Consider the following 25627-nt stretch of genomic DNA (forward strand, 5'->3'; position numbering starts at 1 on the left):
AATCAAGGGCTTGACCTGCGGGGATTCATGGTTCCTTAACCTTTTCGCCCTGATGCGAGAGTGTTGCCCGATGCCCGCCCAAGGGCTATGACCATGGAACCCGAACCACCATGAGGCCGCGCCATGACCACCGACCGCAAACCCGTTGTCCTGTGCATCCTTGACGGCTGGGGCATCGGCCCGGTGCGGGAATGGGACGCGGCGGCTTTGGCGCATACGCCCCATTTCGATGCGCTGATGGCGAGCTGCCCGCACAGCACGCTGACCACATTTGGCCCCGATGTCGGCCTGCCGAGCGGGCAGATGGGCAATTCCGAGGTGGGCCATACCAACATCGGCGCGGGCCGGGTGGTGGCGATGGATCTGGGCGCGATCGACCTTGCGGTGGAGGATGGCAGCTTTGCCAGCAATCCCGCGCTGGTGGCCTTTGCCGAGGCGGTCCGCGCCAAGGGCGGCACCGCGCATCTGATGGGGGTGGTGTCGGATGGCGGCGTGCATGGGCATATCAGCCATGTGCTGGCGGCCTGCCGGGCGCTGACCGCGCGCGGGGTGCCGGTGGCGCTGCACGCGATCACCGACGGGCGCGATGTGGCGCCCTCTTCCGCCGCTGGCTTCATGGCGCAACTGGTGGCGGGCTTGCCCGCAGGTGCGCGCGTGGCCACGGTGACAGGGCGTTATTGGGCGATGGACCGCGACAACCGCTGGGACCGCGTGGCGCGCGCCTATGAGGCGATGATCTTGGCCAAAGGCGAAGCCGCCCCCGATGCCGAGGCGGCGGTGGCGCACTCCTATGCCAAGGGTGAGACGGATGAATTCCTCGCCCCCACGGTGATTGGCGATTACGCGGGCGCGCGCGATGGCGACGGGCTGTTTTGCCTGAACTTCCGCGCCGACCGCGCGCGCGAGATTCTGGCGGCCATGGGCCAAGCCGACTTCACCGGCTTTGCCGTGGACCGCCGCCCCGACTGGGCGGCGATGCTGGGGATGGTGGAATATTCCGAGGCACATAACGCCTTTATGGCCACCGCCTTCCCCAAGCGGGTGATCGTGAATTGCCTTGGCGAATGGGTGGCCAAACATGGCAAGACCCAGTTCCGGCTGGCGGAAACCGAGAAGTATCCGCATGTCACCTTTTTTCTGAACGGCGGGCGCGAGGTGCCGTTTGACGGCGAGGCGCGGTTCATGCCGCTGTCGCCCAAGGTGGCGACCTATGACCTGCAACCCGAGATGAGCGAGCCCGAGGTGGCGGTGCAGCTGGAGGCCGCGATCGAGGCGGGCTATGACCTGATCGTGGTCAACTTTGCCAACCCCGATATGGTGGGCCATACCGGGGTGATGGCGGCCGCGATCAAGGCCTGCGAGGCGGTGGATGAAGGCCTTGGCCGCGCGGTGGCGGCGGTGCGGGCGCGCGGCGGCGCGCTGATCGTGACCGCCGACCACGGCAATTGCGAACAGATGTGGGACCCGGTGACCAATGGCCCGCATACGGCGCACACCTTGAACCCGGTTCCCGTGATCGTGATGGGCGCGCCCGAAGGAACCACCTTGCGCGCGGGCGGGCGTCTGGCCGATCTTGCGCCCACGGTGTTGCAGCTGATGGGGCTGCCGCAGCCCATTGAAATGACCGGAGTTAGCCTGCTGCAATGATCCGCGCTGCCGCCCTTGCCCTGATGCTTTCGAGCCCTGCGGCATTGGCGCAGGGGGTGGCGGAGCAGGCGGCAGCGGCCTCGGCCGATTTGCAGGCGGCGGTGGCCGAACTGGAGGCGGCCCAATCCGCCCGCGAGCGGGTTTCGGCGCTGACCCGCACCATCCGCGCCTATGAGACAGGCTTGGCCGCGATGCGCGAGGCGCTGCGGCAAGCGCATCTGCGCGAGACGACGCTGGAATTGCAGTTTCAGGCCAAGCGCGACCGGGTGGCGCAGCTGGTGGGGGTGCTGAGCCAATTGGAAAGCCGCCCGGGGCCCTTGCTGCTGTTGCACCCTTCTGGGCCTTTGGGCACCGTGCGGTCGGGCATGATGCTGGCCGATGTGACCCCGGCGCTTCAGGCGGAGGCCGAAACGCTGAGCGCCGAGCTGACCGAATTGCGCGATCTGCGGGCGCTGCAACAGGCCGCCGGAGAAACCTTGCTGGCGGGTCTGGATGTGGCGCAAGAGGCGCGCACCGCGCTGTCACAGGCGATTTCGGAGCGGACCGAATTGCCGCGCCGCTTTACCGAAGACCCGGAGACCCTGCGCGGTTTGCTGGAAAGCGCGGATACGCTGGAGGCCTTTGCCTCGGGGCTGGCGCTGGACAGCAGCGCGGGCGGCAGTTTTGCCGAAGCCAAGGGGCGGCTGCCCCTGCCGGTGCTGGGCACGCTGTTGCGGCGGTCGATGGAATCGGATTCGGTGGGCGTGCGCCGCCCCGGCGTTACGCTGGCGACGCGGGCGCGGGCGCTGGTGACGACGCCTTGGCCCGCAACAGTGCGTTACCTTGGGCCCTTGCTTGACTACGGAAATGTGATCGTTCTGGAGCCCGGAGGGGGCTATCTGTTGATCCTTGCCGGGCTGGAAACGGTTTATGGTGAGGTTGGCGAGGTTCTGGCCGCTGGCGCGGCGCTTGGCCTGATGGGAGGCGGCGATCCGGGGGTTGCCGATTTTCTGGCAAGCGCGCAAGAAGGTGGTGGCGTGCAGGGCACACAAACGCTCTATATGGAGCTGAGACAAGGGGCAGACCCGGTCGATCCGGCCGAATGGTTCGCGGCATTGAGGGAATAGGACAAGGCGATGAGAAAGTTCGTGATGGCCGCGCTCGGCGGCACCGTGGCCGGGGTTGTCCTGACCACCCAGCTGGCGGCCCCGCTGATTGCACAGGAAAACAGCCGCAATGCCAATGTGTATGAGCAGCTGGACCTGTTCGGCGACATCTTCGAGCGGGTGCGGGCGCAATATGTGGAAGAGGTGGACAGCAAGCAGCTGATCGAAGCGGCGATCAATGGCATGCTGACGTCGCTTGACCCGCATTCGGGCTATCTGGCGCCGCAGGATTTCGACGACATGCAGGTGCAGACGCGCGGCGAATTCGGCGGGCTTGGCATCGAGGTCACGCAGGAAGAGGGCTTTGTGAAGGTGGTGTCGCCGATCGACGACACGCCTGCGGATGAGGCTGGGATCGAGGCGGGCGATTTCATCACCCATGTGAACGGCGAGTCGGTGCTGGGGCTGCAACTGGATGCGGCGGTGGATCTGATGCGCGGCCCGGTGGGATCGGAGATCATCATCACCGTGGTGCGCGAAGGGGTGACGGAACCTTTCGACGTGTCGATCATCCGCGACACCATCAAGCTGACGGCGGTGCGCAGCCGCGTGGTGGGCGATACGGTGGTGCTGCGGGTGACCACCTTCAACGACCAGACCTATCCGGGGCTGGAAGAAAACCTGCGCTCGGCCGTGGAAGAGCTGGGCGGGATGGAGAATGTGAACGGCTTCGTGATTGATCTGCGCAACAACCCCGGCGGGCTGCTGACACAGGCGATCCGGGTGTCGGATGCCTTCCTTGACAAGGGGGAAATCGTCTCGACTCGCGGCCGCAACGCGCAGGACAGCGAGCGGGTGAACGCGCAAGAAGGCGATCTGGCGCAAGGCAAGCCGATCGTGGTGCTGATCAACGGCGGCTCGGCCTCGGCCTCGGAAATCGTGGCGGGCGCGCTGCAAGACCACCGCCGGGCGATCGTGGTGGGGACCAAGAGCTTTGGCAAAGGCTCGGTGCAGACGGTCATCCCGCTGCGCGGCGAAGGCGCGATGCGGCTGACGACGGCACGGTATTACACGCCTTCGGGCCGCTCGATTCAGGCGCTGGGCGTGATGCCCGATATCGTGGTGAACCAGCCGCGCCGCGACCCGACGGCGACCACCCCCGAAGAAGAGAGCAGCGCCGCCAGCCGCCAGACCTCGGAAGCCGATCTGCGGGGAACGCTGACGAATGACTCGATGTCCGAGGATGAGCGCAAGCTCTTGGAAGAAGAGCGCGCGCGCACGGAAGAGGCCGCCAAGCTGCGCGACGAGGATTACCAGCTGGCCTATGCGGTCGACATCCTGCGGGGCTTGCAGGCGGTCGCGCAATAAGCGATGGGGCGCAGAGCAGGGGCCCGCCCCTGCTCCCCCCGATAGGCGGAGCCGATGCCGATGACCCCTGACACCCTGCCCTACCGCCCATGCGTGGGCGTGACCCTGATCAACGCGCAAGGCCAGATCTGGACCGGCCAGCGCCTCGATTCCACGATTCCGGCGTGGCAGATGCCACAAGGCGGCATCGACGCGGGCGAAGCCCCGCGCGACGCCGCGCTGCGCGAATTGTGGGAGGAAACCGGCGTGACCGCCGATCTGGTCGAAATCTTGGACGAAACCCCCGACTGGCTGACCTATGACCTGCCGCCAGAGCTGCTGGGCAAGGTCTGGAAAGGCAAGTTCCGCGGGCAGAAGCAGAAGTGGTTCCTGTGCCGCTTCCACGGCCACGACAGCCAGATCCGCATCGACCGCCCGCATCCCGAATTCGCCGCGTGGAAATGGATCGGCGCGCAGGAGATGTGCGACAGCATCGTGCCCTTCAAGCGTGCCGTCTATGCGCAGGTGGTCGACAGGTTCCGCGCCCATCTGGCGGCCTGAACCGCCGCGCCAACGGCACCGTCGCGTTTTGAGTATTTGGAAAAGGTGCAAATCCACAAAGGTTGCGCCCCGGCCATCGGCACCGGTCCAGTGCGCAGGAAGCGCTTTCCACGTGACCGGGGCGACTTGCACCTTTACGGTCATCGGGACTCCTCCCTGTACCGCCTTTTCACCATCACGCATTACCCCTAATGGCAGGTTAAGCGCAGCAGGGTCATTGCACCTTTCTGAAATACTCCCGCCGGAGGCTCCCCTGCGGCAACCGGCGCGCCCCAGCAAAGCGCGCGCGGCGGCGCCGCCTGCCGTGGCAACGCCGTTGCGGGGGGCTCGATGCCCCCCGCGACGGCCCCGGCGCTTGGGTTACAGGCTTTGCCCGGCCAGCAGGCGGGGCAGGTCACCGCTGAGGCCCGCGGCCTGACGCATGAAGCCGCGGCGCAGGCCGGGCAGCGCATTGACCGCGCCCATGCCAAGGTCGCGCATCAGGCGCAGCGCGGGATTGTTGTTCGAAAACAGTCGGTTGACGCTATCCATGCCCAGCGCGAGCGTGGTGGAGTCAAACCGCCGCCAGCGCTGATAGCGCTCCAGCACATCGGCGGCGCCGATGTCTTCGCCGCGGCGGTGCGCATCGACCAGAACCTCGGCCAAGGCCGCCACATCGCGCAGGCCCAGATTCAGCCCTTGTCCGGCAATCGGATGGACCCCGTGCGCCGCATCGCCCACCAGCGCAAGGCGCGGCGCCACAAAGCTTTGGGCCAGGCTGAGCGACAGCGGATAGGTGAAGCGCGCCCCGGCCAGCGCGATCTCGCCGAGAAAATCGCCGAAACGCGGGCGCAGCACCTCGAGATAGTCGGCATCGCCCAGCGCCTGAATCGCGGCGGCGGCGGTCTCGGTCTCGCTCCACACGATCGAAGAATGATGTCCGCCCGGCAGCGGCAAAATCGCCAGCGGCCCGGCGGGCATGAAGAACTGATGCGCGATCCCGTTGTGCGGCGCTTCGTGCCGGATCGCGGTGACCAGCGCGGTCTGACCATAGCCCCAGCCCACCCGGCGGATGCCAGCGCGGGCGGCGGTTCCTGACCCCCGGCCATCGCAGCCGATCAGCAGGCGCGCGCGCAAGATCTGGCCCGAGGCGAGGGTGACGGTCACGCCCTGCGCCCCGCTCTCTTGCGCGACAACCGTTTCACCCGAACGCAGCGTCAGCCCCGGGGTGTCTTGCATCGCGGTGAGGAAGGCGCGGTAGAGGTGGCGGTCTTCCAGCATGAAGCCCATCGGGCCTTCCTCGATCTCGGCCGAATCGAAGTGCAGGAAGAACGGCGCCGCCCCTTGGCCCGCGGTGCCATCCGAGGCCTTGATCTGCAGGATCGGCTGCACCTGATCGGCCACGGCGGACCAGAGGCCGATGGCGGTGAGCAGGCGTTTGGAGGCGATGGCCAGCGCATAGCTGCGCCCGTCGAACCCGGTCTCGGCCCGGGCGGTGGCCGGGCGGGCATCCACCACGGTGACGCTCAGCCCCGATTGCGCAAGGGCAAGCGCCAGTGCCGGGCCGTTCAATCCCCCCCCGGCAATCAGGATGTCGCTGTCATATGTCATGGCGGGGACTATGGGGCAAAGTTCGGAATTGTCCATGCGCTGCCTTGCCGCTAGCGTGGCCGCGATGGCAGCGGCGGGCGGTTTCATGGCGAAGAGCTGGACGAATATGACGGCGGCGGAACTGGGGGCCGAGATCGGCCGCGGCCGGATCAATCCGGTGGAGCTGTGCGAGATGCAGCTGGAGGCCATCGCGCGCCACCCGCTGCGCGAGCGCATCTATGCGCGGGTGATGCCCAACCGCAGCCGGGCCGAGGCGATGGCGGCGGCGACGCGGGCCAAGGCGGGGTTGCGGCGCGGGCTGCTCGACGGGGTGCCGATCAGCTGGAAGGATCTGTTCGACACCGCGGGCCGGGAGACCGAGGCCGGGTCGCGTCTGCTGGCCGGGCGGGTGCCCGGCGCGGATGCCGAGGCCTTGCGTGCCGCGACGCTGCAAGGGCTGGTCTGTCTGGGCAAGACCCATATGTCGGAACTGGCCTTTTCCGGGCTGGGGCTCAATCCGATGACGGCGACGCCGCCATGCATCAACGATGAGGCGGCGGTAGCAGGGGGGTCGTCCTCGGGGGCGGCGGCCTCGGTTGCCTTTGGTCTGGCCCCGGCGGCGATCGGGTCGGACACCGGGGGGTCGGTGCGGATTCCGGCGGCGTGGAATGATCTGGTCGGCTTGAAGACAACGCATGGTCGGATCTCGACGCAAGGGGTGGTGCCCTTGTGCGCGCGGTTCGACACCGTGGGACCTTTGGCGCAGACGGTGGAGGATTGCGCGCTGCTTCTGGCGGCGCTGGAGGGGGGGCAGGCGGCGGATCTGGACGGGGCCAGCCTTGGCGGCGCGCGGCTGCTGGTGCTGGAGACGGTGGCGCTGGAGGATTTGCGCGCGGCCCCCGCGCGCGGGTTTGACGATGCGCTGGCGCGGCTGGCGCGGGCTGGCGCGCGGATCGAGCGCGGGGTGGTGCCAGAGCTGCGCGAGGCGATGGGGCTGTCGCCGATCCTGTTCACCGCCGAGGCCTATGGCATCTGGGGCAAGACCCTTGAGGCGGCGCCGGACAAGATGTTCGCGCCGATTCTGGAGCGGTTCCGGTCGGGGGCGGGCTATGCGGCGGCGGATTATGTGGCGGCGTGGCGGCGGCTGGAGGTTTTGCGCGCCATCTGGGCCGAGGCGGTGGCGGGCTATGATGCGGTGCTGGTGCCGACCGCGCCAATCCTGCCGCCGGATGCGGCGCGGCTGCTGAGCGATCCGGACTATTACGCGCGCGAAAACCTGCTGGCGTTGCGCAACACGCGGATCGGCAATCTGATGGGGGGCTGCGCGCTGACGCTGCCAACTTCAGAGCCGTCTTGCGGCATCAGCCTGATGGCGGGGCCTGGGCAGGAAGAGCGGCTGTTGCGGCTGGGGGCGGCGGCGGCGCGCGCCTTGCGCTAGGCCGCGGCGCGGGTGGCGCAAGCCGGCTGGGGCGGCGGCTGGGGCGGCGGGCGAAAAAGACACAATGGCTTGTGGCTAACCCCAAGCTTGCGCGGCTTTTTCTGGACCACGCCCCTGCGAGGGGCTATCCTGCGGTGAAACGGGGCGCGACGACCCCGAACAAGAGGCAGATATGGCGTTTCCAGAGCGGTTCTCGAACCTGCCGGATTATGCGTTTCCGCGGCTGCGGAAGCTGCTGGATGCGCATGCGCCCGGCGGTCCGGTGGTGCATATGACCATTGGCGAGCCGCGGCATCCGATGCCGGGTTTTGTCGGGGGGATTTTGGCGCAGAGCCTTGAGGGCTTTGGCGTTTACCCGCCCAATGACGGCACGCCCGAGCTGCTTGCGGCCATCGCGGGATGGGTGGAGCGGCGCTATGGCGTGGCGCTGACGCCAGAGCGGATCATGGTGTTGAACGGCACGCGGGAGGGGTTGTTCAACGCGGCGGTGGCGCTGTCGCCCGAGGTGAAGCGCGGCAAGCGCCCGGTCATCTTGATGCCGAACCCGTTCTATCAGGTCTATGCCGTGGCGGCGCTGACGGTGGGGGCGGAGCCTGTCTATGTGCCCGCCACTGCCGAGACGGGATTTCTGCCCGATTATGAAGGGCTGCCCGCCGAGGTGCTGGACCGGGTGACGGTGGCCTATTTGTGCTCGCCCGCCAATCCGCAAGGCGTGGTGGCCCCGGCGGATTATCTGGCGCGGCTGATGGCCTTGGCCGAGCGCCATGATTTCCGCATTTTCGCGGATGAGTGCTATTCCGAGATCTGGCGCGATGCGCCGCCGCCCGGCGCGCTGGCGGTGGCGGCGGCGCAGGGCGTGGACCCGGAGCGGGTGGCGGTGTTTCATTCGCTGTCGAAGCGGTCGAACCTGCCGGGGTTGCGGTCGGGCTTTGTGGCGACGGGGGCGCAGAGCATGGCGCGCATCCGGCAGTTGCGGTCTTTCGCGGGGGCGCCCTTGCCGCTGCCCATTCAGCGCGTGTCAGAGGCCGCGTGGCAGGATGAGGCGCATGTGGCGGAAAGCCTTGCACTGTATCAGGCGAAATTCGCCATGGCCGATGAGGTCTTTGCCGCAACCCACAACCGGGTGGCGCCGGAAGGCGGCTTTTTCCTGTGGTTGCCGGTGCCCGAGGGGGATGGCGAGACCGCCGCGCTGAAACTGTGGCGCGAAACCGGCGTGCGGGTGTTGCCCGGCGCGTATCTTTCGCGCGATGCCGGGGGCGCGAACCCCGGCAAGGCCTATATCCGGGTGGCTTTGGTCGCCCCACAAACAGAATTGCAGCACGGGCTGATCCGCCTTCGTGACTGCCTCTACGATTGAGGACAGGTAAGGTCATGGCATCCATCAACATGCGTCAGCGCGACCCGCTTCTGGATCAGGACACCGCCGCCATGCTGGAGCGCCGTGGGCGCGAGCTGGTGGGGATTGCCCTGTTGCTGGTGGCGGTTCTGTTCGCGGCGATGCTGGGCAGCTATTCGCCGGAAGATCCGGGCTGGATGGTGGCCACCGATGAGCCTGCCGCCAATATGCTGGGCCGGTTTGGCGCGGCGGTGTCGTCGACGCTGATGATCATCGGCGGCAAAGGCGCGTGGATGCTGCCGGTGATTCTGGGCGTCTGGGGGCTGCGCTTTGTGACCCATCGCGGGGCCGAGCGTGCCATGGGGCGCATCGTCTTTGCGGTGATCGCCGTGGCGCTGGCGTCGGTCTTTGCCGCCACGCTGGTGCCCGGATCGGACTGGCCGCATTCCTTTGGTCTGGGCGGGCTGTTTGGCGACACCATTCTGGGCACCCTGCTGGGCGTGGCCCCGGTGAGCGCAGGCGTGGGCCTGACGCTGTTTTCGCTGATTCTGGGCGGGCTGCTGCTGGTGATGGGGCTGTGGGTGACGGGATTCACCATGGTGGAACTGTCGGTCATCGGGCGGTTTCTGGCGATGGGGTCCATCTTTGCCTATGGCGCGGCCCTGAACATGGCAGGGCGCGGCACCAGCCGCGCGGCGCATGCGCTGGCCGAGCGGCGCGCCGTGCGGGCCGAGGCGATGGCCCATCGCGCGGCCACACGGTCGCAGGCGTGGGACGAGGGCGAGGCGCCGCCTGCCTATCCCCGCACGGCCGCCCCTGCCGCCAAGGCCTTTGCGCCGATGGCGGCGCGCAATGCCGCGATTCACCGCGCCGCTGCCGCGCCGCCCGCCCCCGAGCCGGAAGACACGGCGGCGCAGGCGCAGGAATGGGGCCGCCCTTCGGCCTTGCGCAGCCCGCTGCGCGCCGATCCGCGCTATCCCGAGCCGATGGCCGAGGCGGCGCATTATGCCCCGCCGCGCGAGAAGGCAGGCATTCTGGCCCGCATGCCGCAATTGATGCGGCGCGCCGAGCCCGAGCCCGAGTTGGTCGAGCCGGTGTTGCCCGAATTCACCGATGCGCAGGCCCCGAGTGATGACCGCATCAAGGCGCGGATTTCCGATGCGATCCGGTCGCGGATGCGGCATCCCGGCCCGGTGCTGAACCCGGGGAGCACCGCGCAAACGCGGCGGGAGCCGCCCGTGGCCCGCAGCCTGACACAGCGGTTGCGCGGGCCGCAGCCGCTGATTGCGGACACACGGCGGAGCGTGACCCCGCCTCCGGTGATGGCGCCCGCAGGCCTGCCGCCCGAGCCGCCGTTGACCGCAGCCCAGGTGGTGCCGCTGATGGCGCCGCAGGCCGCCGCGCGCTTTGCCGGGGCAGCGGTGCCGCCCACTGCGCCTTTGGGGGCAACGTCGGGAATGGGCCTGCCCCCTGCCCCGCCGCTGCCGCGCGCCTATCGCGCGGAGGAAGAGCCGGAGGCGTTTGGCGACTCGGCGCAGGCATGGGATGATGTGAACAACATCTTCACGCCCGACCTGCCGCCGGTGCCGCCCTATGCGGATGACGCCGAGGCCGATGAGGCATGGCAGCCGGATGACAATTACGAGCCGGATTATGACCCGACCCCGGTGATGGCCCCGCGCGCGCCGCGTGTGGCCCCGCATATCCCGGTGCCCGAGGTGCGCAAGCCCGTGGTGCAGCATGTGGTGAAAAAGCCGGTGGCCCCGTCGCGGCAGGCGATTGCCGAAAGCCACCCGCGCCTGCGTTTTGACGAGCAGGTGAACCAGCCTTATGAACTGCCGCCGCTGTCGCTGCTGTCCAGCCCGTCGACGGTGGAGCGCTTTGCCCTGTCGGATGAGGCGCTGGAAGAAAACGCGCGGATGCTGGAATCGGTGCTGGATGATTACGGCGTGAAGGGCGAAATCGTCAGCGTGCGCCCCGGCCCCGTGGTCACGATGTATGAGCTGGAGCCTGCGCCGGGCCTGAAGGCGAGCCGGGTCATCGGGCTGGCCGATGACATCGCGCGCAGCATGTCGGCGCTGAGTGCGCGGGTGTCCACCGTGCCGGGCCGGTCGGTGATCGGGATCGAATTGCCCAATGCCACCCGCGAAAAGGTGGTGCTGCGCGAAATCATCGCCGCGCGCGATTTTGGCGACAGCAACATGCGGCTGCCGCTGGCACTGGGCAAGGACATTGGCGGCGATGCGATTGTCGCGAACCTTGCCAAGATGCCTCACCTCCTCATCGCGGGGACCACGGGTTCGGGCAAATCGGTGGCGATCAACACGATGATCCTGTCGCTGCTGTATAAGCTGTCGCCCGAGGAATGCCGGTTGATCATGATCGACCCCAAGATGCTGGAACTGTCGGTTTATGATGGGATTCCGCATCTGCTCTCACCCGTGGTGACGGACCCGAAGAAGGCGGTTGTCGCGCTCAAATGGGTCGTGGGCGAGATGGAAGAGCGCTATCGCAAGATGTCGAAGATGGGCGTGCGCAACATCGAAGGCTATAATGGCCGGGTGCGCGAGGCGCTGGCCAAGGGCGAGATGTTCAAGCGCACCATTCAGACCGGGTTTGACGAGGATACCGGCGAGCCGGTGTTCGAGACGGAAGAATTCGCGCCGGTGGCCCTTCCTTACATCGTGGTGATCGTCGACGAGATGGCCGATCTGATGATGGTGGCGGGCAAAGAGATTGAAGCCTGCATCCAGCGCTTGGCGCAGATGGCGCGGGCGTCGGGCATTCACCTGATCATGGCGACGCAGCGGCCTTCGGTGGATGTGATCACCGGGACGATCAAGGCGAACTTCCCGACCCGGATTTCGTTTCAGGTCACCAGCAAGATCGACAGCCGCACCATTCTGGGCGAGCAAGGGGCCGAGCAACTGCTGGGCATGGGCGACATGCTATATATGGGCAATGGCGCCAAGATCACCCGTATTCACGGGCCGTTCGTGAGCGATGAAGAGGTTGAGGAAATCGTCAACCACCTGAAGAGCTTTGGCCCGCCGGTCTATATGTCGGGCGTGGTGGAAGGCCCGGATGAAGACACCGCATCGGATATTGATGTGGTGCTGGGCCTGTCGAGCGGTGAAGGCGGCGGTGACGACGCGCTGTATGATCAGGCGGTGGCGATTGTGGCCAAGGACCGCAAATGCTCGACCAGCTATATCCAGCGCAAGCTGGGAATTGGCTATAACAAGGCCGCCAAGCTGGTGGAGCAGATGGAAGAGCAAGGCGTGGTCACGGCGGCCAACCATGTGGGCAAGCGCGAGATTCTGGTGCCGGAAACCTGATCCGGGGCCAGAGACGCGACAAAACGCGCGCCCCGGTTGGGGCGCGTTTTTTATTGGTCAGCGCACGGCGTTGAGTTCGGCATCCTGCAAGGTGCAGTCGCGGATCACATCCGCGCCGCAGCGGCGGGGGGTGAGATCGGGGGTGAGGCAGAGGCGCACCTCTTGGATCATACCCGCGCGGCAGGTGACGGTGATCTGATCGGCGCGCAGGCCGGGGTTGGCTTCGAGAAAGGCGCCTTCGATGACCGAGGCGGGCACCTTCAGATCTTGGGTGATCCGGGGGAAGATCGGGGAAATGGTGATGGACTCAAAGGCTTGGCGGGCCAGCGCGTAATAGGCGCGGGCAGAAAGGCCCGAGCAGCGGCCGTGTTTCTTCCATTGGTAGAAGGCGGCCCCGGCCCCGCCGAAGAGATCTGCGACGGCGGCGGTGTCGCTGCGCGACGGGTCGGCGGCGGTGGTGCGGCAATCGCTGGGCCAGCCGCGTTCGTATTGCGGCCAAAGCCCGTGCAGGACAAAGGGCACCCCCCTGCCCCGGTCGCATTGCGGATCGCGGCGGGCGTCGCCTTGCAGGGCGCACCAGTTGGAGGACCAAGACAGCGCCATCACGTAATAGTCGAAATCGCCGGCCCGGTCGCCTTCGGCCCGCGCGGGCGCAGCGGTTGCGCAGATCAGCGCCAGTGCCAGTGCGAGCTTTCGCATTTCCGCTTCCCCTTTCGGTCAAAACCGCCTATATCACCCAAGAATTCCCGACATCGTGGAAATCGCAGGCAAGGCGCCTGCAGCCGTTTTCCCGGCACGGGAGAGATTTGTAAAGGAGTTGGGCATGAACAAGCCGCTTATGGCAAAGGCCACCGCCGTCTGGCTCGTGGACAATACCACCCTGTCGTTCAAGCAGGTCGCGGATTTCTGCGGCATGCATGAGCTTGAGGTGCAGGGCATTGCCGATGGCGACGTGGCGCCCGGCGTGAAGGGCTTTGACCCGGTTGCCAACAACCAGCTGGACGCGGGCGAGATTGAGAAGGGTCAGAAAGACCCGCTCTACAAGCTGAAGCTGAAGTTCAACGCCGCCGCCGTGGGCGAGGAAAAGCGCCGGGGTCCGCGCTATACCCCGCTGTCCAAGCGGCAGGACCGTCCGGCATCGATCCTGTGGCTGGTGAAGTTCCACCCCGAGCTGTCGGATGGGGCGATCGGCAAGCTGGTGGGCACCACCAAGCCGACGATTCAGGCCATCCGCGAGCGCACGCATTGGAACATCAACAACATCACCCCGGTGGACCCGGTGGCGCTGGGGCTGTGCAAGCAGTCGGAGCTGGATGTGGCCGTGCAGGCCGCCGTGCGCCGCCGCGCGGCGGAAGGCATCGTGATGAGCGATGACGAGCGCCGCAAGCTGGTGTCGACCGAGCAGTCGCTGGGCATGCCGGAAGAGCCGAAGATCCCGTCGGGTATGGAGATGTTCTCGCGTCCGGAGAAGGAGGAAAAGCCCGCTGCCGATTTCTCGGATGCGGAAAGCTTTTTCAACCTGCCGCAGCATGATGACGACGAGGACGACGAGGACGACGATCTGCGCCGCTGAGGCGCGCGACCGCGCCCCAAGCGCAGATCAGAGATCGACCGGAGGCACCCTTTGGGGTGCCTTCCTGTTTGCGGGGGGCGGCGCGGGGTTCAGGTTTTCGGCCCAGCGCCGCACCTCGGGCATTCGGGGCCGCGCCACCGGCACGGTGTCCCCATGGGTGAGGATCAGATGCGCGCCCGAACGGTCGGGGCGGAAGCCCACCACCGCCGCCGCCGCCACCCAATAGCTGCGGTGGACGCGCCGCCCAAGATCGGGGTGCAGCACTGCCACCGCATCGGCGATGCGGCCGCGCAGCAGGGTGCGGGTGCCATCGCGCAGCACGACCGCAACATAGTGCTCTTCCGCTTCGAGCAGATAAAGCTGGTGGGTGGCGAAGGTCTGGCCAAACAGATGCACATGCGCAGGCGGCGGCGACTCGGCTGGCAGCGGCGACAAGGCCCCGCCTTCGGACTCGATGAACGCGCCGAGCCTGTCTTGCGCCGCCGAGTTGCGCAGATCGGGCAGAATGCGCGGAATCACATAGGTGGATTGCAGCGTCTCGCCCAGATAACAAAACACCAGATTGAACCCGGTGACCAAGGCCATATCGGTGAGGCTGGGCAGGGGCGCACCCAAGAGCAAGGCGGCCAGCAGCCCGCAGAGCGTGGCCCCCAGCCCCGCCCCGCCGACGGTGAAAAGGCTGTAGGCGGGCCAGTTCATCCGGTGGCACAGCCAGAGCAGCGCATAGAGAAAACTGGTGAAACTGCCAAAGCAGGCGGCGTAGAACAGGGTGAGCCGCAACGGGCCGAAGTTCAGCAAATGGTTGTAAGGACCGATCAGAATGATGCTGAGGCCCATCAGCATCATCATGCCAACGAAATAGGGATGGCGGAATTGCAGCCGCAATTCACGCCACGTGATCTGCAAACGCCTGCCGTTCAAGTAAACAACCTGCATTTCACACCAATCGTCTTGGTCCGCTTGCGGCGGCCTTGCTATCCTGTTGTTACGGGTCGGAGGCTGTTCAGCCCGTTCAAGAGTGATCGTTTCCCTGTTCCGACCCGGGCGTTCCTGTGTCTTTGTCCAAGGTCAGCTTGTCAAAAACACCCCGCCTGTCCAGTGGGAAGCAGATGCCATGCGCCATTTCGGGCCTGTTTTCCCGCAAATCGCGCTGTATCAGAGGCGGCGCCGCGCCCGCAAGGCCGCACCGATGGTGCCATCGTCCAGATAATCGAGTTCGCCGCCAATCGGCACCCCTTGTGCCAGCGAGCTGATCTGCACGTCCAGCGGGGCCAGCGTATCGGCGATGTAATGCGCGGTGGTCTGGCCGTCGACGGTGGCGTTGAGCGCGAGAATCACTTCGGTGACGCCGTCTTGTTCGACGCGGGCGACCAGATCGGGGATGCGCAGCGTGTCGGGGCCGATGGCATCCAAGGCGCTGAGCGTGCCGCCCAGAACGTGATAGCGCCCCTTGAAGGCGCCGCCACGCTCCATCGCCCAAAGATCGGCGACGGATTCCACCACGCAGATCTCACGCGCGTCGCGTGCGGGATTGGCGCAGATGGGGCAGATCTCGGCGGTGCCGATATTGCCGCAAATGCGGCAATCTTGCGCGGTCAGCGCGACCGTGGCCATGGCCTGCGCCAAGGGGGCCATGACGGTATCGCGCCGCCGGAGCAGATGCAGCGCCGCCCGCCGGGCCGAGCGCGGCCCGAGCCCCGGCAGCCGGGCCATCAGCGCGATCAGGGCCTCGATCTCGCGCGGGGGGCCAGAAGGGGGGCCAGAGGGCGCGCCTGACATCGGTCAGAACGGCAGTTTCATGCCGGGGGGCAGGCCCAGACCTTCGGTGAGCTTGGCCAGTTCCGACTGGCTGCGCTCGGCCGCGCGGGATTGGGCATCCTTGATGGCGGCAAGGATCAGGTCTTCGACCACTTCTTTTTCAGAGGCAACAAAGATCGACGGATCGATCTCGAGCCCGGTCAGCTCGCCCTTGGCGGTGCAGCGCGCCTTGACCAGACCGGCCCCCGATTCGCCGATCACCACCGTGCGCGCGAGGTCTTCTTGCATTTCGGCCATCTTGGCCTGCATCTCTTGCGCCTTTTTCATCATGCCGGCCATGTCGCCCAGCCCGCCCAAACCTTTCAGCATCGTCTTGTCCTTTCAATTGTCCTCGAAGGGATCCCATTCATCTTCGACTTCGGGCAGCGCCTCGGCGGCGGCGGCCTGCACCAGATCTTCGGCGGTGCGGATCTCGGCGATCTTGGCACCGGGGAAGGCCAGCATCACGGCCTGCACCAGCGGGGTTTGCAGCACCTCGGCCTCGGTCTGCAACCGCGCGGCATCGCGGGCTTCGGCGATGGTGGGCTGGCCGCCCGAAGAGACGACAGAGACACCCCAGCGCTGGCCTGTGAAGGCCTGCAAGCGTTGGCCCAGCCGCGCGGCGAGATCCTGGCTCGCGCGGGGGGCGGGTTCAAACTCGATCCGGCCGGGGGAATAGCGCACGAGGCGGACGCCTTCCTCGACCTCATAGAGCAGCTTCATGTCCCGCCGGTCGCGGATCAGGGCCACGACCTGATCAAAGCTGGCATAGACCACCTGTTCAGCCGCCAGCGCCATCACCTGCCCGGCGCCGTTCATCACTGGCCCGCGCATCGGGGCCGAAGGCGCGCGCACCATGCCATGCACGGCCCCGCCGCCCGCCGGCGCCCCGCCCGCAACCGGCCCCGGCGCGTTCTGCAAGCGCCGCACCAGCGATTCGGGATCGGGCAGATCGGCCACATGCGTCAGCCGGATGATCGCCATTTCGGCGGCCATCATCGCATTGGGGGCCAGCCCCACCTCTTCGATCGCCTTCAAGAGCATCTGCCACATCCGGCTCAGCGACCGCATCGGCAAGGCCTTGGCCATCTCAAGCCCGCGCGCGCGCTCATCCGGCGGGGTGGTCGGGTCTTCGGCGGCCTCGGGCGTGATCTTGAGGACGCTGACCCAATGGGTGATCTCGGCCAGATCGCGCAGGATCGCCATCGGATCGGCGCCATCGGCATATTGCCCGGCCACTTCCGTGAGCGCCGCCGCCGCCTCGCCCTTCATGATCATGTCGAAAAGATCAAGCACACGGCCCCGGTCGGCCAGCCCCAGCATGGCGCGCACTTGCAGCGCGGTGGTTTCCCCGGCGCCATGGGCGATGGCCTGATCCATCAGGCTCATGGCATCACGGACCGAGCCTTCGGCGGCCCGGGTGATCAGCGCCATGGCATCGGGGGCCAGTTGCGCGCCTTCCAGCGCGGCCACCTTGGACAGATGCGCCATCATCACCTCGGGCTCGATCCGCTTGAGGTCGAACCGCTGACAGCGCGAAAGCACGGTGACCGGCACCTTGCGGATCTCGGTGGTGGCGAAGATGAATTTCACATGCGCCGGCGGCTCTTCCAGCGTTTTGAGCAGCGCGTTGAAGGCACTGGTCGAAAGCATGTGCACTTCGTCGATGATGTAAATCTTATAGCGCGCGCTGGCGGCGCGGTAATGCACCGAATCGATGATCTCACGGATATCGCCCACCCCGGTGCGCGAGGCCGCGTCCATCTCCATCACATCGACATGGCGGCCTTCGGCGATGGCGCGGCAAGGTTCGCACTGGCCACAAGGCTCGGTCGTGGGGCCGCCGCTGCCATCGGGGCCCACACAGTTCAGCCCCTTGGCGATGATCCGCGCCGTGGTGGTCTTGCCCACCCCGCGCACCCCTGTCATCACAAAGGCATGGGCGATGCGGTCGGCGGCAAAGGCGTTCTTGAGCGTGCGCACCATCGCCTCTTGCCCGATCAGATCGGCAAAGGTGGCGGGGCGGTATTTCCGCGCCAGAACCTGATAGGATTTGTCGGGGCTGTCAGACATAATGCGTTCCGGGGGTGACTTGCCCCCAACCTAGGCGCTCCCGCCGCCCGCGTCCACCCGAAGGCCCGACGATGACCCTTGAGATTGCAGAAATACCGGCGCTTGGCGGCACGCTGGCGCTGTGCCCGATGCCGGGGCGACAGGGTGATTACGCGGGCGACCTTGCCCGCCTGCGCGACTGGCGGCCCGCGCTGGTGCTGACGATGACCTCACGGCTGGAACTGGCCACCAAAGGGGCGGGCAACCTGCCCGCCGATCTGGCGGCGGCGGGCATTGCGTGGTGCCATCTGCCGGTCCCGGATTTCGGCACCCCTAAAGCGGACACCGCCGCACTTTGGCCCAAGGCTTCGGCACAGGCGCGCGCCCTCCTCGCGGGCGGGGGCCGGGTGCTCGCGCATTGCATGGGCGGTTGCGGCCGGTCGGGCATGGCGGTGCTGCGCCTGTTGGTCGAGGGCGGCGAAGACCCCGACACCGCCTTGGCCCGCCTGCGCGCCGCGCGCTCTTGCGCGGTGGAAACCAAGGCGCAACAGCGTTGGGCAAGCGCGCGCTAAACCCTTTCATCTGTTCTAAAATATCCCCGCCGGAGGCTCCCGCAGGTGCAACCCGTGCTCAGGCCCGATGATAGGGCGCCCCCGCCAGGATCGAGGCGGCGCGGTAGAGCTGTTCGCAGAGCATCACCCGCACCAGCATATGCGGCCAGACCATCTTGCCAAAGCTGAGCGAGGCATCGGCCCGTGCCCGCAAGCCCGGGTCGATCCCATCCGCGCCGCCGATGACAAAGGCCAGATCCTGCCGCCCTTCGTCGCGCCAGCGCGCGAGCATGGTGGCAAAGTCGGGGCTGCTGACCAGCGCGCCGCGTTCGTCCAGCGTCACCATCAGGGCGCCCGCAGGCACTGCGCGGGCCAGAAGCTCGGCCTCGGCGGCCATGCCGCCGCCGCGCTTGTCCTCGACCTCATGCGTGCTGAGCGGGCCAAGCGAGAGGGCGCGCCCCGAACGGTCGAATCGGGTGGTGTAATCGTCGATCAAGGCCCGCTCGGGGCCGGTGCGAAGCCGGCCCACAGCGCAAAGATGCAGGCGCATGGGATCAGACGACCGACCCGCGCAGGGCATCGCCCGAAGGCAGCCACATCTTTTCCAGCTGATAGAACTCGCGCACTTCCGGGCGGAAGACATGGACGATCACGTCGCCGGTGTCGATCAGCACCCAATCGCCGGTTTCCTTGCCTTCCATCTTGCAGACAAGGCCAAAGCTTTGCTTCACGCGGTCGGCGAGCTTTTCGGCAATCGCCGCCACCTGTCGGGACGACCGCCCCGAGCAGATCACCATGTAATCGGCCACGTCCGAGCGGCCGCGCAGGTCGATCTGCACGACCTGTTCGGCCTTGTCGTCTTCGACCGAGGCGAGCACTGTTTGCAGCAACTCATCGGCGGTGTAATCCGGGGCGCTTGCGCGGTTGGCCCGGGGTCCGACCGGCAGCCCGGTCGCAGGATCTGAGTGAGACAGGACATCGTCCTCCATCTGACGCGCCGATCCATCCCCGGCGCCGGGACACCCCGAAAGGTAGCACCCTTGGGTGTCAACCTCAACAAAGCGGGCAAGCCGGGGTGCATAGCGCCGATCCGCCGCCTGCGCAAGGCAAGAAGGGCCGCAGGCCGTGCCGCGCGACCAAGAGAACCTTGCCTGACGCGGCGTTTGGGCGTATCAAGCGCGCCATGACCGGGTTCATCTATTTCAACATCACCGACCATGCGCGGCTGCCAGCCCGCTTTTTCGGCATGACCCGCACGGTGCTTGCGCGGCTGTGAAACGGCCCGCCTTGCGCGCCGCTGGCGCGCGCCCTTCGCTATTCCCAAGCCATCCCAAGATAAGGTGAGAGCCATGACCGCTCCGCGTACGCTTTACGACAAGATCTGGGACGATCACGTCGTCCATCAGGCCGAAGACGGCACCTGCCTTTTGTATATCGACCGCCATCTGGTGCATGAAGTCACCAGCCCGCAGGCTTTTGAAGGCCTGCGGATGACCGGGCGCCGCGTGCGCGCGCCCGAAAAAACCATCGCGGTGCCCGATCACAACGTGCCCACCACGCTGGACCGCGCCAATGCGGCCACGATGACCGAAGACAGCCGCGTGCAGGTGGCCGCGCTGGACAAGAACGCCAAGGACTTCGGGATCAACTATTATCCGGTGTCCGATGTGCGTCAGGGCATCGTGCATATCGTGGGCCCCGAACAAGGCTGGACCCTGCCCGGCATGACGGTGGTGTGCGGTGACAGCCACACGGCCACGCATGGCGCCTTTGGGTCGCTCGCGCATGGCATCGGCACCTCGGAAGTCGAGCATGTGCTGGCCACGCAGACGCTGATTCAGCGCAAGGGCAAGAACATGAAGGTGGAGATCACCGGCAGCTTGCGCCCCGGTGTGACCGCGAAAGACATCACCCTGTCGGTGATCGGCGCCACCGGCACCGCAGGCGGCACCGGCTATGTGATCGAATATTGCGGGCAGGCGATCCGCGAGCTTTCCATGGAAGGCCGGATGACCGTGTGCAACATGGCCATCGAAGGCGGTGCGCGCGCCGGCCTGATTGCGCCGGATGAAAAGACCTTTGCCTATTGCATGGGCCGCCCGCATGCGCCCAAAGGCGCCGCTTGGGAGGCGGCAGTGGCCTATTGGAAGACGCTGTTCTCGGATGAGGGCGCGCATTGGGACAAGGTCGTCACCCTGCGCGGTGAGGATATCGCCCCCGTCGTCACTTGGGGCACCAGCCCCGAGGACGTGCTGCCGATCACCGGCACCGTGCCCGCGCCCAGCGATTTCACCGGTGGCAAGGTCGAGGCGGCGGCGCGCAGTCTGGACTACATGGGTCTGACCCCGGGTCAGAAACTGTCGGACATCGCGATTGACACCGTGTTCATCGGGTCTTGCACCAATGGCCGGATCGAAGATCTGCGCGCGGCGGCCGAGATCCTGAAAGGCCGCAAGATCAAGGTGAAACGCGCGATGGTGGTGCCGGGTTCGGGCCTTGTGCGGGCACAGGCGGAAGAAGAAGGTCTGGCACAGATCTTCATCGATGCGGGCTTTGAATGGCGGCTTGCGGGCTGTTCCATGTGCCTTGCGATGAACCCGGACCAGTTGGCCCCAGGCGAGCGCTGTGCCGCCACGTCGAACCGCAACTTCGAAGGCCGTCAGGGCCGTGGCGGGCGCACGCATCTGATGTCGCCCGCGATGGCGGCGGCCGCGGCGATCACCGGGCATCTGACCGATGTGCGCGAGATGATGGCGGAAGCCGTCTGAGCCTTCGGGACAAGGATCGCGCGGCCCTAGCGGCGGCGCGGTCCTTTCCGCAACAGCAGGACCAGCGCGTTCAGCGCGATCATGACCAGACCTGTCAGTTCGAAGATCACGTTGAACCGCACATCCCCGACCCGCAGATTGATGATCTCGTCAAAATGATGAAACCCGACCGCCCGGAAGGCCACGAAGCCAGACACGACGATCAGGCCCAGCAGGGCCAGAGCGTTGCGCCGCAGGTCGCGTCGCATCAGATACAGGCTGGTGGCGAGAAGCAGCAGGATCACGGCAAGCAAGGCCATGATCACGCCGCGCTGCACACCGCGGCGGTCTTCGTACCAGCCTTGCTGGTGGGCGATGCAGCGGCCGGTGGCCGTGAGCAGGGATTGCAGGTCGAGTTGCTTGTTGAGGGCCAGAAAGGCCATGGCGATGCAGATCACGCCCCAGAACAGCTGCGCGCGGCGGGAGCCGCCCCGGCTGCGGAGCACCACCCGCAACGCCAGAAGCGCGCAGAGGGCATAGGCCGCCACCGTGCCCCAGCCCCAGATCGTGGGATCTCCGATCGTCGGCGACCAGCGGTTGAAGGCGCAGGTGCGCAGCAGGGACAGGTCGATGGTCTGAAACATAAAGCTCTGCGATCCGGTTCGGGTCGCGCCATCCTAACAGCGCCGGCTGCATAGCCAAGCCCCGCCGGCACCCAGCATCAAGGACCCCACCCATGGACAAATTTACCACACTGACCGGCATCGCGGCCCCCATGCCGCTGGTGAACATCGACACCGACATGATCATTCCCAAGCAGTTCCTGAAGACCATCCAGCGCTCGGGCCTTGGCAAGAACCTGTTTGACGAGATGCGCTACACGCAAGACGGGCAGGAGATTCCCGACTTCGTGCTGAACCAGCCCGCCTATCGCAATGCGGAAATCATCGTGGCGGGCGACAATTTCGGCTGCGGGTCGTCGCGCGAGCATGCGCCTTGGGCGCTGCTGGATTTCGGCATCCGCTGCGTGATTTCCACCAGCTTTGCCGACATCTTCTATAACAACTGCTTCAAGAACGGCATTCTGCCGATCGTGATGCCGCAAGAGGTGGTGGATGTGCTGATGGCCGATGCCCGCAAGGGGGCCAATGCGCGGGTCACCGTGGATCTGGTGACGCAGACCGTGACGACCTCGGACGGGCAGAGCTTTGGCTTTGAGGTCGACGCCCACCGCAAGCATTGCCTGCTGAACGGGTTGGACGATATCGGGCTGACCCTGGAAAAGGCGGCGGCGATCGACAGCTTCGAGGCCAAGAACGCCACGCTGCGCCCTTGGGCCTGAAAATCCTTGAACCACAACATCTTGGGCTGCCCTCTGGGGCGGCCCTTTTGTTTTCGCCCCTCTGATGCAATCCTGCGACACATTGGCCGCGAATGTGCCACAATAATTAATCACACAAGTCCAAGGCATTGCGAGGTGACACGAAAGAAGGCACAAATTGGGCGAGATTGAGGCGAGCCGTCACAATGGCGGTAAGATCCTCGGAACAAGGCTCCGGCACAGAATCGGGTCCAACCGGGTAAAGGGTAACAGAACTGTGGTCTCGCGATTCTCGGGGGCAATTTTGCGCGCCATGCTGGTGATGGGGGTTGTGGTGACACCCTCTGTCCTCATCAGCGACGTGTCGATGGATGCCCGCCAGATGGCCGCGCTGGTGGCCCTGTTCGCCGGGATGCTGACCTTTGTCGAATACAACACCGCCGCCCCCAGCCTGATCGAGTTCCGCGATGCGCCGCCGTTCAACCGTGTGCGTCTGGCGATGCTGTTTGCCACCGTCTTTTGCCTGTCGGTGATGGAATCGGGCAGCGCCGGGGCCAACAGCCTGAGCGCGCTGGTGCAGGCGATTGGCCATCTGATCGGGCAATCGATGGATTTCCCCTATTCTCCGGTGCGGCTGGCCAAGCTGATGCTGGCCGAAAGCGCCACGCCCGAGCAGGTGCAGGCGGTGCGGGATGCGGCGGGGCTGGCTTATCTTACCTCTCTCATCTCCCTGTCGGTGTTTGTGATCTTGTTGAAATCCGGCAGCTGGCCGCTGCGCGACCGGGTGTTCAACGTGTGGATCAACCTGCCCACCTTTGACCCGACCGCAGGCGATCTGGTCGACCGGCTGGAGCGCGATGGCCGTATCAATATTGCACTGGGCTTTCTGATTCCTTTCATCATTCCGTTTATCGTCAGCGTGACCTCGGCCGGGATCAACCCCGACTGGATGACCGCATCGCAAACTCTGGTCTGGATGATGACAGCATGGGCCTTTTTGCCTGCAAGCCTGTTCATGCGCGGGATCGCGCTGGGGCGGATCGCCGAAATGGTCCGCGATGTGCGCCGCGCGCAAGTGGCGCGCGACCGCTCCGCCACCTCGCGCGCGTCGCGGGTGTTCTGATCGCATGGGCCGGGCCCTGCGGGGCCGAGCCTGTGCGGCTGGCCTATTGGAACACCGATCTGAACCGCGACGGGCCGGGGCTTTTGCTGCGCGATCTGGAAAAGACTGCCGACCCAACCCAAGACTCCGCCTCTGACTTGCGCGTGGCCACAGCGGTGATTGCCGCCTTGCAGGCCGATGTGCTGGTGATTTCGGGATTTGACTATGATGCCGGGGGGCTGGCGCTGGCGGCGCTGAATCGGGGGCTGCCGCAGCCCTATCCGCATCTGGTGCCGTTGCGGCCCAACACCGGGGTGGCCAGCGGCTTTGATCTGGATGGCAACGGGCGGCGGGGCGAGGCGCGCGATGCGCTGGGCCATGGCCGCTTTCCGGGCGAAGGCGGCCTGGCGATTCTGTCGCGGCTGCCGGTGGATGCGGCGGCGGGGGCGGATCATTCGGGCCTGTTGTGGCGCGATCTGCCGGGGGCCGATCTGCCCCCCCTGCCCGCCGGCGCGGCGGAGGTTTTGCCGCTGTCCACGACCGGGCATCATGACACAGCGCTGGTGCTGCCCGATGGCCGCCGCCTGCATCTGCTGACATGGCACGCAACGCCCCCGGCCTTTGACGGGCCCGAGGGGCGGAATGTGAAGCGCAACCATGACGAAACGGCGTTCTGGCTGCATCTTCTGGACAGCCCGCAAGCGCCGCCGCCGCCCTTTGTGCTGATCGGGCAGGCCAATCTGGACCCGGACAAGGGCAACGGCGATGCGTCAGCCCTGCGCGCGCTGCTTTCCGATGCGCGGGTGCAGGATGTGCTGGCGGGCGATACGGTGGATTATGGCGGCGCGCTGGGGCCGTTGCGGGTGGCCTATATCCTGCCCTCGGCGGGGATCACGGTCACGGCGGCGGGCCATGCCCCGCAGCCGGAGGGGGCGCGGCACCATCCGATCTGGGTGGAAATAAGCCCCTGAGGGCCTGCTTTCCCCAAGGACCGCTTGACCCTGTGCGGCCCATTGGCTACGCCGCTGCCAACCCGTCAGACAGGAGCCTTTTGATATGGCAAACCCTTCCCTTCTTATCCTCGCCGGTGACGGCATCGGCCCCGAAGTCATGGCCGAAGTGAAGAAAATCATCGGCTGGATGGGCGCCAAGCGCGGCGTGACCTTTGATGTCAGCGAAGATCTGGTCGGCGGCTGCGCTTATGACAAGCATGGCACGCCGCTGCACGATGACACCATGGCCAAGGCGCAAGAGGTGGATGCCGTGCTGCTGGGCGCGGTGGGTGGCCCGAAATATGACACGCTGGATTTCAGCGTGAAGCCCGAGCGCGGCCTGCTGCGCCTGCGCAAGGAGATGGACCTGTTTTCCAACCTGCGCCCGGCACAATGCTTTGACGCGCTGGCCGATTTTTCTTCGTTGAAGAAAGATGTGGTGGCGGGGCTGGATATCGTCATCGTGCGCGAATTGACCAGCGGCGTCTACTTTGGCGAGCCGCGCGGGATTTTCACCGAAGGCAATGAGCGCGTGGGCATCAACACCCAGCGTTACACCGAATCCGAAATCGCGCGTGTGGCGCGGTCGGCGTTCGAGCTTGCGCGCAAGCGCGGCAACAAGGTCTGCTCGATGGAGAAGGCCAATGTGATGGAATCCGGCATCCTGTGGCGCGATGTGGTGCAGGAGATCCATGACAAGGAATATCCCGATGTGCAGCTGTCGCATATGTATGCGGATGCGGGCGCGATGCAGCTGACCCGCTGGCCCAAGCAGTTTGACGTGATCGTCACCGACAACCTGTTTGGCGACCTGCTGTCGGATCTGGCGGCGATGCTGACCGGATCGCTGGGCATGCTGCCCTCGGCCAGCCTTGGCGCGCCGATGGCCAATGGCCGCCCGAAGGCGCTGTATGAGCCGGTGCATGGCTCGGCCCCGGATATTGCCGGGCAAGGCAAAGCGAACCCGATCGCCTGTATCCTGAGCTTTGCGATGGCGCTGCGCTATTCGTTCGACATGGGCGACGAGGCGGCACGGGTGGAAAAGGCCGTGGAAAAGGTGCTGGCCGATGGTCTGCGCACCGCCGATCTGATGGGCCCGGAAGGCGGCACCCCGATTTCGACCAGCCAGATGGGCGATGCGATCGTGGCAGCGCTGGACGCAAGCCTGTAA

23 protein-coding genes are annotated in these 25627 nt (G+C 66.2%); 14 read left to right on the forward strand and 9 right to left on the reverse strand.

All coding sequences use genetic code 11. The annotated features are described in order from the left end of the window. The first annotated feature begins 123 nt into the window (after positions 1-123). Genes gpmI through CUR21_RS06915 form a run of 4 tightly spaced genes read left to right on the forward strand, consistent with a single transcriptional unit; the run spans position 124 to position 4640 of the window. The gene (gpmI, locus tag CUR21_RS06900) at positions 124-1647 is read left to right on the forward strand and encodes a 2,3-bisphosphoglycerate-independent phosphoglycerate mutase (RefSeq protein WP_100196280.1); all 1524 of its coding nucleotides are present in this window, start codon (positions 124-126) and stop codon (positions 1645-1647) included. Continuing rightward, positions 1644-2753: a murein hydrolase activator EnvC gene (locus CUR21_RS06905; RefSeq protein WP_100196281.1), complete on the forward strand. Its 1110-nt coding sequence runs from the start codon at positions 1644-1646 to the stop codon at positions 2751-2753. Before gpmI ends, CUR21_RS06905 begins: the two co-directional genes overlap by 4 nt. Before the next feature lie 9 nt (positions 2754-2762). Next, positions 2763-4100, forward strand: coding sequence for a S41 family peptidase (locus CUR21_RS06910; RefSeq protein ID WP_100196282.1), 1338 nt, complete (start codon positions 2763-2765; stop codon positions 4098-4100). Between the two features lie 60 nt (positions 4101-4160). Next, positions 4161-4640: an RNA pyrophosphohydrolase gene (locus CUR21_RS06915; protein ID WP_369802509.1), complete on the forward strand. Its 480-nt coding sequence runs from the start codon at positions 4161-4163 to the stop codon at positions 4638-4640. Positions 4641-5000: 360 nt separating this feature from the next. Here the strand turns inward: CUR21_RS06915 and CUR21_RS06920 are convergent, their stop codons facing one another. Next, positions 5001-6230 carry a UbiH/UbiF/VisC/COQ6 family ubiquinone biosynthesis hydroxylase gene (locus CUR21_RS06920; protein ID WP_100196779.1) on the reverse strand — a complete coding sequence of 410 codons (1230 nt, stop codon included), beginning with the start codon at positions 6228-6230 and terminating at the stop codon, positions 5001-5003. Between the two features lie 106 nt (positions 6231-6336). Here CUR21_RS06920 and CUR21_RS06925 point away from each other — a divergent pair, with 106 nt between their 5' ends. The 3 genes from CUR21_RS06925 (at position 6337) to CUR21_RS06935 (ending at position 12321) form a co-directional block, all read left to right on the forward strand. Then, a complete protein-coding gene (locus CUR21_RS06925) occupies positions 6337-7647 on the forward strand; it encodes an amidase (protein ID WP_369802516.1) in 1311 nt (436 codons plus the stop codon). 172 nt (positions 7648-7819) lie between these two features. Next, positions 7820-9004, forward strand: coding sequence for an aminotransferase class I/II-fold pyridoxal phosphate-dependent enzyme (locus CUR21_RS06930; protein ID WP_100196284.1), 1185 nt, complete (start codon positions 7820-7822; stop codon positions 9002-9004). 14 nt (positions 9005-9018) lie between these two features. Beyond that, entirely contained in the window at positions 9019-12321 is a 3303-nt protein-coding gene (locus CUR21_RS06935; RefSeq protein WP_100196285.1) for a DNA translocase FtsK, read from the forward strand. 57 nt (positions 12322-12378) lie between these two features. Here the strand turns inward: CUR21_RS06935 and CUR21_RS06940 are convergent, their stop codons facing one another. Beyond that, a complete protein-coding gene (locus CUR21_RS06940) occupies positions 12379-13020 on the reverse strand; it encodes a ribonuclease T2 (protein WP_100196286.1) in 642 nt (213 codons plus the stop codon). A gap of 124 nt (positions 13021-13144) precedes the next feature. Here CUR21_RS06940 and CUR21_RS06945 point away from each other — a divergent pair, with 124 nt between their 5' ends. Next, positions 13145-13894: a DUF1013 domain-containing protein gene (locus tag CUR21_RS06945; protein WP_100196287.1), complete on the forward strand. Its 750-nt coding sequence runs from the start codon at positions 13145-13147 to the stop codon at positions 13892-13894. A 27-nt stretch (positions 13895-13921) separates the two neighbouring features. Here CUR21_RS06945 and CUR21_RS06950 read toward each other — a convergent pair whose 3' ends face one another. From CUR21_RS06950 to CUR21_RS06965, 4 genes are all read right to left on the reverse strand, one after another. Further along, entirely contained in the window at positions 13922-14830 is a 909-nt protein-coding gene (locus tag CUR21_RS06950) for a LytTR family DNA-binding domain-containing protein (RefSeq protein WP_100196288.1), read from the reverse strand. A gap of 219 nt (positions 14831-15049) precedes the next feature. Next, positions 15050-15673: a recombination mediator RecR gene (gene recR, locus CUR21_RS06955; RefSeq protein WP_100196289.1), complete on the reverse strand. Its 624-nt coding sequence runs from the start codon at positions 15671-15673 to the stop codon at positions 15050-15052. A 3-nt stretch (positions 15674-15676) separates the two neighbouring features. Then, a complete protein-coding gene (locus CUR21_RS06960; RefSeq protein ID WP_100196290.1) occupies positions 15677-16021 on the reverse strand; it encodes a YbaB/EbfC family nucleoid-associated protein in 345 nt (114 codons plus the stop codon). A gap of 12 nt (positions 16022-16033) precedes the next feature. Continuing rightward, a complete protein-coding gene (locus CUR21_RS06965; RefSeq protein ID WP_100196291.1) occupies positions 16034-17764 on the reverse strand; it encodes a DNA polymerase III subunit gamma/tau in 1731 nt (576 codons plus the stop codon). Positions 17765-17835: 71 nt separating this feature from the next. On the opposite strand from CUR21_RS06965, the gene CUR21_RS06970 reads away from it, so the two are divergent. Further along, positions 17836-18315 (forward strand): protein phosphatase, encoded by a 480-nt coding sequence (locus tag CUR21_RS06970; RefSeq protein ID WP_100196292.1) that lies wholly within the window; start codon positions 17836-17838, stop codon positions 18313-18315. A gap of 58 nt (positions 18316-18373) precedes the next feature. Here the strand turns inward: CUR21_RS06970 and rlmH are convergent, their stop codons facing one another. Next, entirely contained in the window at positions 18374-18844 is a 471-nt protein-coding gene (rlmH, locus tag CUR21_RS06975) for a 23S rRNA (pseudouridine(1915)-N(3))-methyltransferase RlmH (RefSeq protein ID WP_100196781.1), read from the reverse strand. A gap of 4 nt (positions 18845-18848) precedes the next feature. Then, positions 18849-19283: a ribosome silencing factor gene (rsfS, locus tag CUR21_RS06980; protein WP_100196293.1), complete on the reverse strand. Its 435-nt coding sequence runs from the start codon at positions 19281-19283 to the stop codon at positions 18849-18851. Between the two features lie 360 nt (positions 19284-19643). Here rsfS and leuC point away from each other — a divergent pair, with 360 nt between their 5' ends. Continuing rightward, positions 19644-21062 (forward strand): 3-isopropylmalate dehydratase large subunit, encoded by a 1419-nt coding sequence (leuC, locus tag CUR21_RS06985; protein ID WP_100196294.1) that lies wholly within the window; start codon positions 19644-19646, stop codon positions 21060-21062. Positions 21063-21088: 26 nt separating this feature from the next. On the opposite strand, the gene CUR21_RS06990 is transcribed toward leuC, so the two are convergent. Further along, entirely contained in the window at positions 21089-21685 is a 597-nt protein-coding gene (locus CUR21_RS06990; RefSeq protein WP_100196295.1) for an isopropylmalate isomerase, read from the reverse strand. Positions 21686-21777: 92 nt separating this feature from the next. Between CUR21_RS06990 and leuD the strand changes: the two genes are divergently transcribed. From leuD to leuB, 4 genes are all read left to right on the forward strand, one after another. Beyond that, entirely contained in the window at positions 21778-22383 is a 606-nt protein-coding gene (gene leuD / locus CUR21_RS06995) for a 3-isopropylmalate dehydratase small subunit (RefSeq protein WP_100196296.1), read from the forward strand. 256 nt (positions 22384-22639) lie between these two features. Then, positions 22640-23485, forward strand: a complete 846-nt coding sequence (locus CUR21_RS07000) for a hypothetical protein (protein WP_198431641.1) — start codon at positions 22640-22642, stop codon at positions 23483-23485. Positions 23486-23517: 32 nt separating this feature from the next. Continuing rightward, positions 23518-24435, forward strand: a complete 918-nt coding sequence (locus CUR21_RS07005; RefSeq protein ID WP_232622718.1) for an endonuclease/exonuclease/phosphatase family protein — start codon at positions 23518-23520, stop codon at positions 24433-24435. Positions 24436-24520: 85 nt separating this feature from the next. Then, positions 24521-25627, forward strand: coding sequence for a 3-isopropylmalate dehydrogenase (gene leuB, locus CUR21_RS07010; protein ID WP_100196297.1), 1107 nt, complete (start codon positions 24521-24523; stop codon positions 25625-25627).

Origin of the sequence: Pseudorhodobacter sp. MZDSW-24AT, from assembly GCF_002794355.1 — a bacterium.
In the GTDB taxonomy this organism is placed as follows: domain Bacteria; phylum Pseudomonadota; class Alphaproteobacteria; order Rhodobacterales; family Rhodobacteraceae; genus Pseudotabrizicola.

What these genes read in the sequence shown, in the direction of transcription:
- gpmI (WP_100196280.1), top strand. Translation starts at nt 124, where the DNA reads ATGACCACCGACCGCAAACCCGTTGTCCTGTGCATCCTTGACGGCTGG.
- CUR21_RS06940 (WP_100196286.1), bottom strand. Translation starts at nt 13,020, where the DNA reads ATGCGAAAGCTCGCACTGGCACTGGCGCTGATCTGCGCAACCGCTGCG.
- CUR21_RS06930 (WP_100196284.1), top strand. Translation starts at nt 7,820, where the DNA reads ATGGCGTTTCCAGAGCGGTTCTCGAACCTGCCGGATTATGCGTTTCCG.
- leuD (WP_100196296.1), top strand. Translation starts at nt 21,778, where the DNA reads ATGGACAAATTTACCACACTGACCGGCATCGCGGCCCCCATGCCGCTG.
- CUR21_RS06915 (WP_369802509.1), top strand. Translation starts at nt 4,161, where the DNA reads ATGACCCCTGACACCCTGCCCTACCGCCCATGCGTGGGCGTGACCCTG.
- CUR21_RS06965 (WP_100196291.1), bottom strand. Translation starts at nt 17,764, where the DNA reads ATGTCTGACAGCCCCGACAAATCCTATCAGGTTCTGGCGCGGAAATAC.
- CUR21_RS06970 (WP_100196292.1), top strand. Translation starts at nt 17,836, where the DNA reads ATGACCCTTGAGATTGCAGAAATACCGGCGCTTGGCGGCACGCTGGCG.
- CUR21_RS06920 (WP_100196779.1), bottom strand. Translation starts at nt 6,230, where the DNA reads ATGACATATGACAGCGACATCCTGATTGCCGGGGGGGGATTGAACGGC.
- rsfS (WP_100196293.1), bottom strand. Translation starts at nt 19,283, where the DNA reads ATGGAGGACGATGTCCTGTCTCACTCAGATCCTGCGACCGGGCTGCCG.
- leuC (WP_100196294.1), top strand. Translation starts at nt 19,644, where the DNA reads ATGACCGCTCCGCGTACGCTTTACGACAAGATCTGGGACGATCACGTC.
- CUR21_RS06935 (WP_100196285.1), top strand. Translation starts at nt 9,019, where the DNA reads ATGGCATCCATCAACATGCGTCAGCGCGACCCGCTTCTGGATCAGGAC.
- CUR21_RS06950 (WP_100196288.1), bottom strand. Translation starts at nt 14,830, where the DNA reads ATGCAGGTTGTTTACTTGAACGGCAGGCGTTTGCAGATCACGTGGCGT.
- CUR21_RS06910 (WP_100196282.1), top strand. Translation starts at nt 2,763, where the DNA reads ATGAGAAAGTTCGTGATGGCCGCGCTCGGCGGCACCGTGGCCGGGGTT.
- CUR21_RS06990 (WP_100196295.1), bottom strand. Translation starts at nt 21,685, where the DNA reads ATGTTTCAGACCATCGACCTGTCCCTGCTGCGCACCTGCGCCTTCAAC.
- leuB (WP_100196297.1), top strand. Translation starts at nt 24,521, where the DNA reads ATGGCAAACCCTTCCCTTCTTATCCTCGCCGGTGACGGCATCGGCCCC.
- CUR21_RS06925 (WP_369802516.1), top strand. Translation starts at nt 6,337, where the DNA reads ATGACGGCGGCGGAACTGGGGGCCGAGATCGGCCGCGGCCGGATCAAT.
- CUR21_RS06960 (WP_100196290.1), bottom strand. Translation starts at nt 16,021, where the DNA reads ATGCTGAAAGGTTTGGGCGGGCTGGGCGACATGGCCGGCATGATGAAA.
- CUR21_RS06945 (WP_100196287.1), top strand. Translation starts at nt 13,145, where the DNA reads ATGAACAAGCCGCTTATGGCAAAGGCCACCGCCGTCTGGCTCGTGGAC.
- rlmH (WP_100196781.1), bottom strand. Translation starts at nt 18,844, where the DNA reads ATGCGCCTGCATCTTTGCGCTGTGGGCCGGCTTCGCACCGGCCCCGAG.
- CUR21_RS06905 (WP_100196281.1), top strand. Translation starts at nt 1,644, where the DNA reads ATGATCCGCGCTGCCGCCCTTGCCCTGATGCTTTCGAGCCCTGCGGCA.
- recR (WP_100196289.1), bottom strand. Translation starts at nt 15,673, where the DNA reads ATGTCAGGCGCGCCCTCTGGCCCCCCTTCTGGCCCCCCGCGCGAGATC.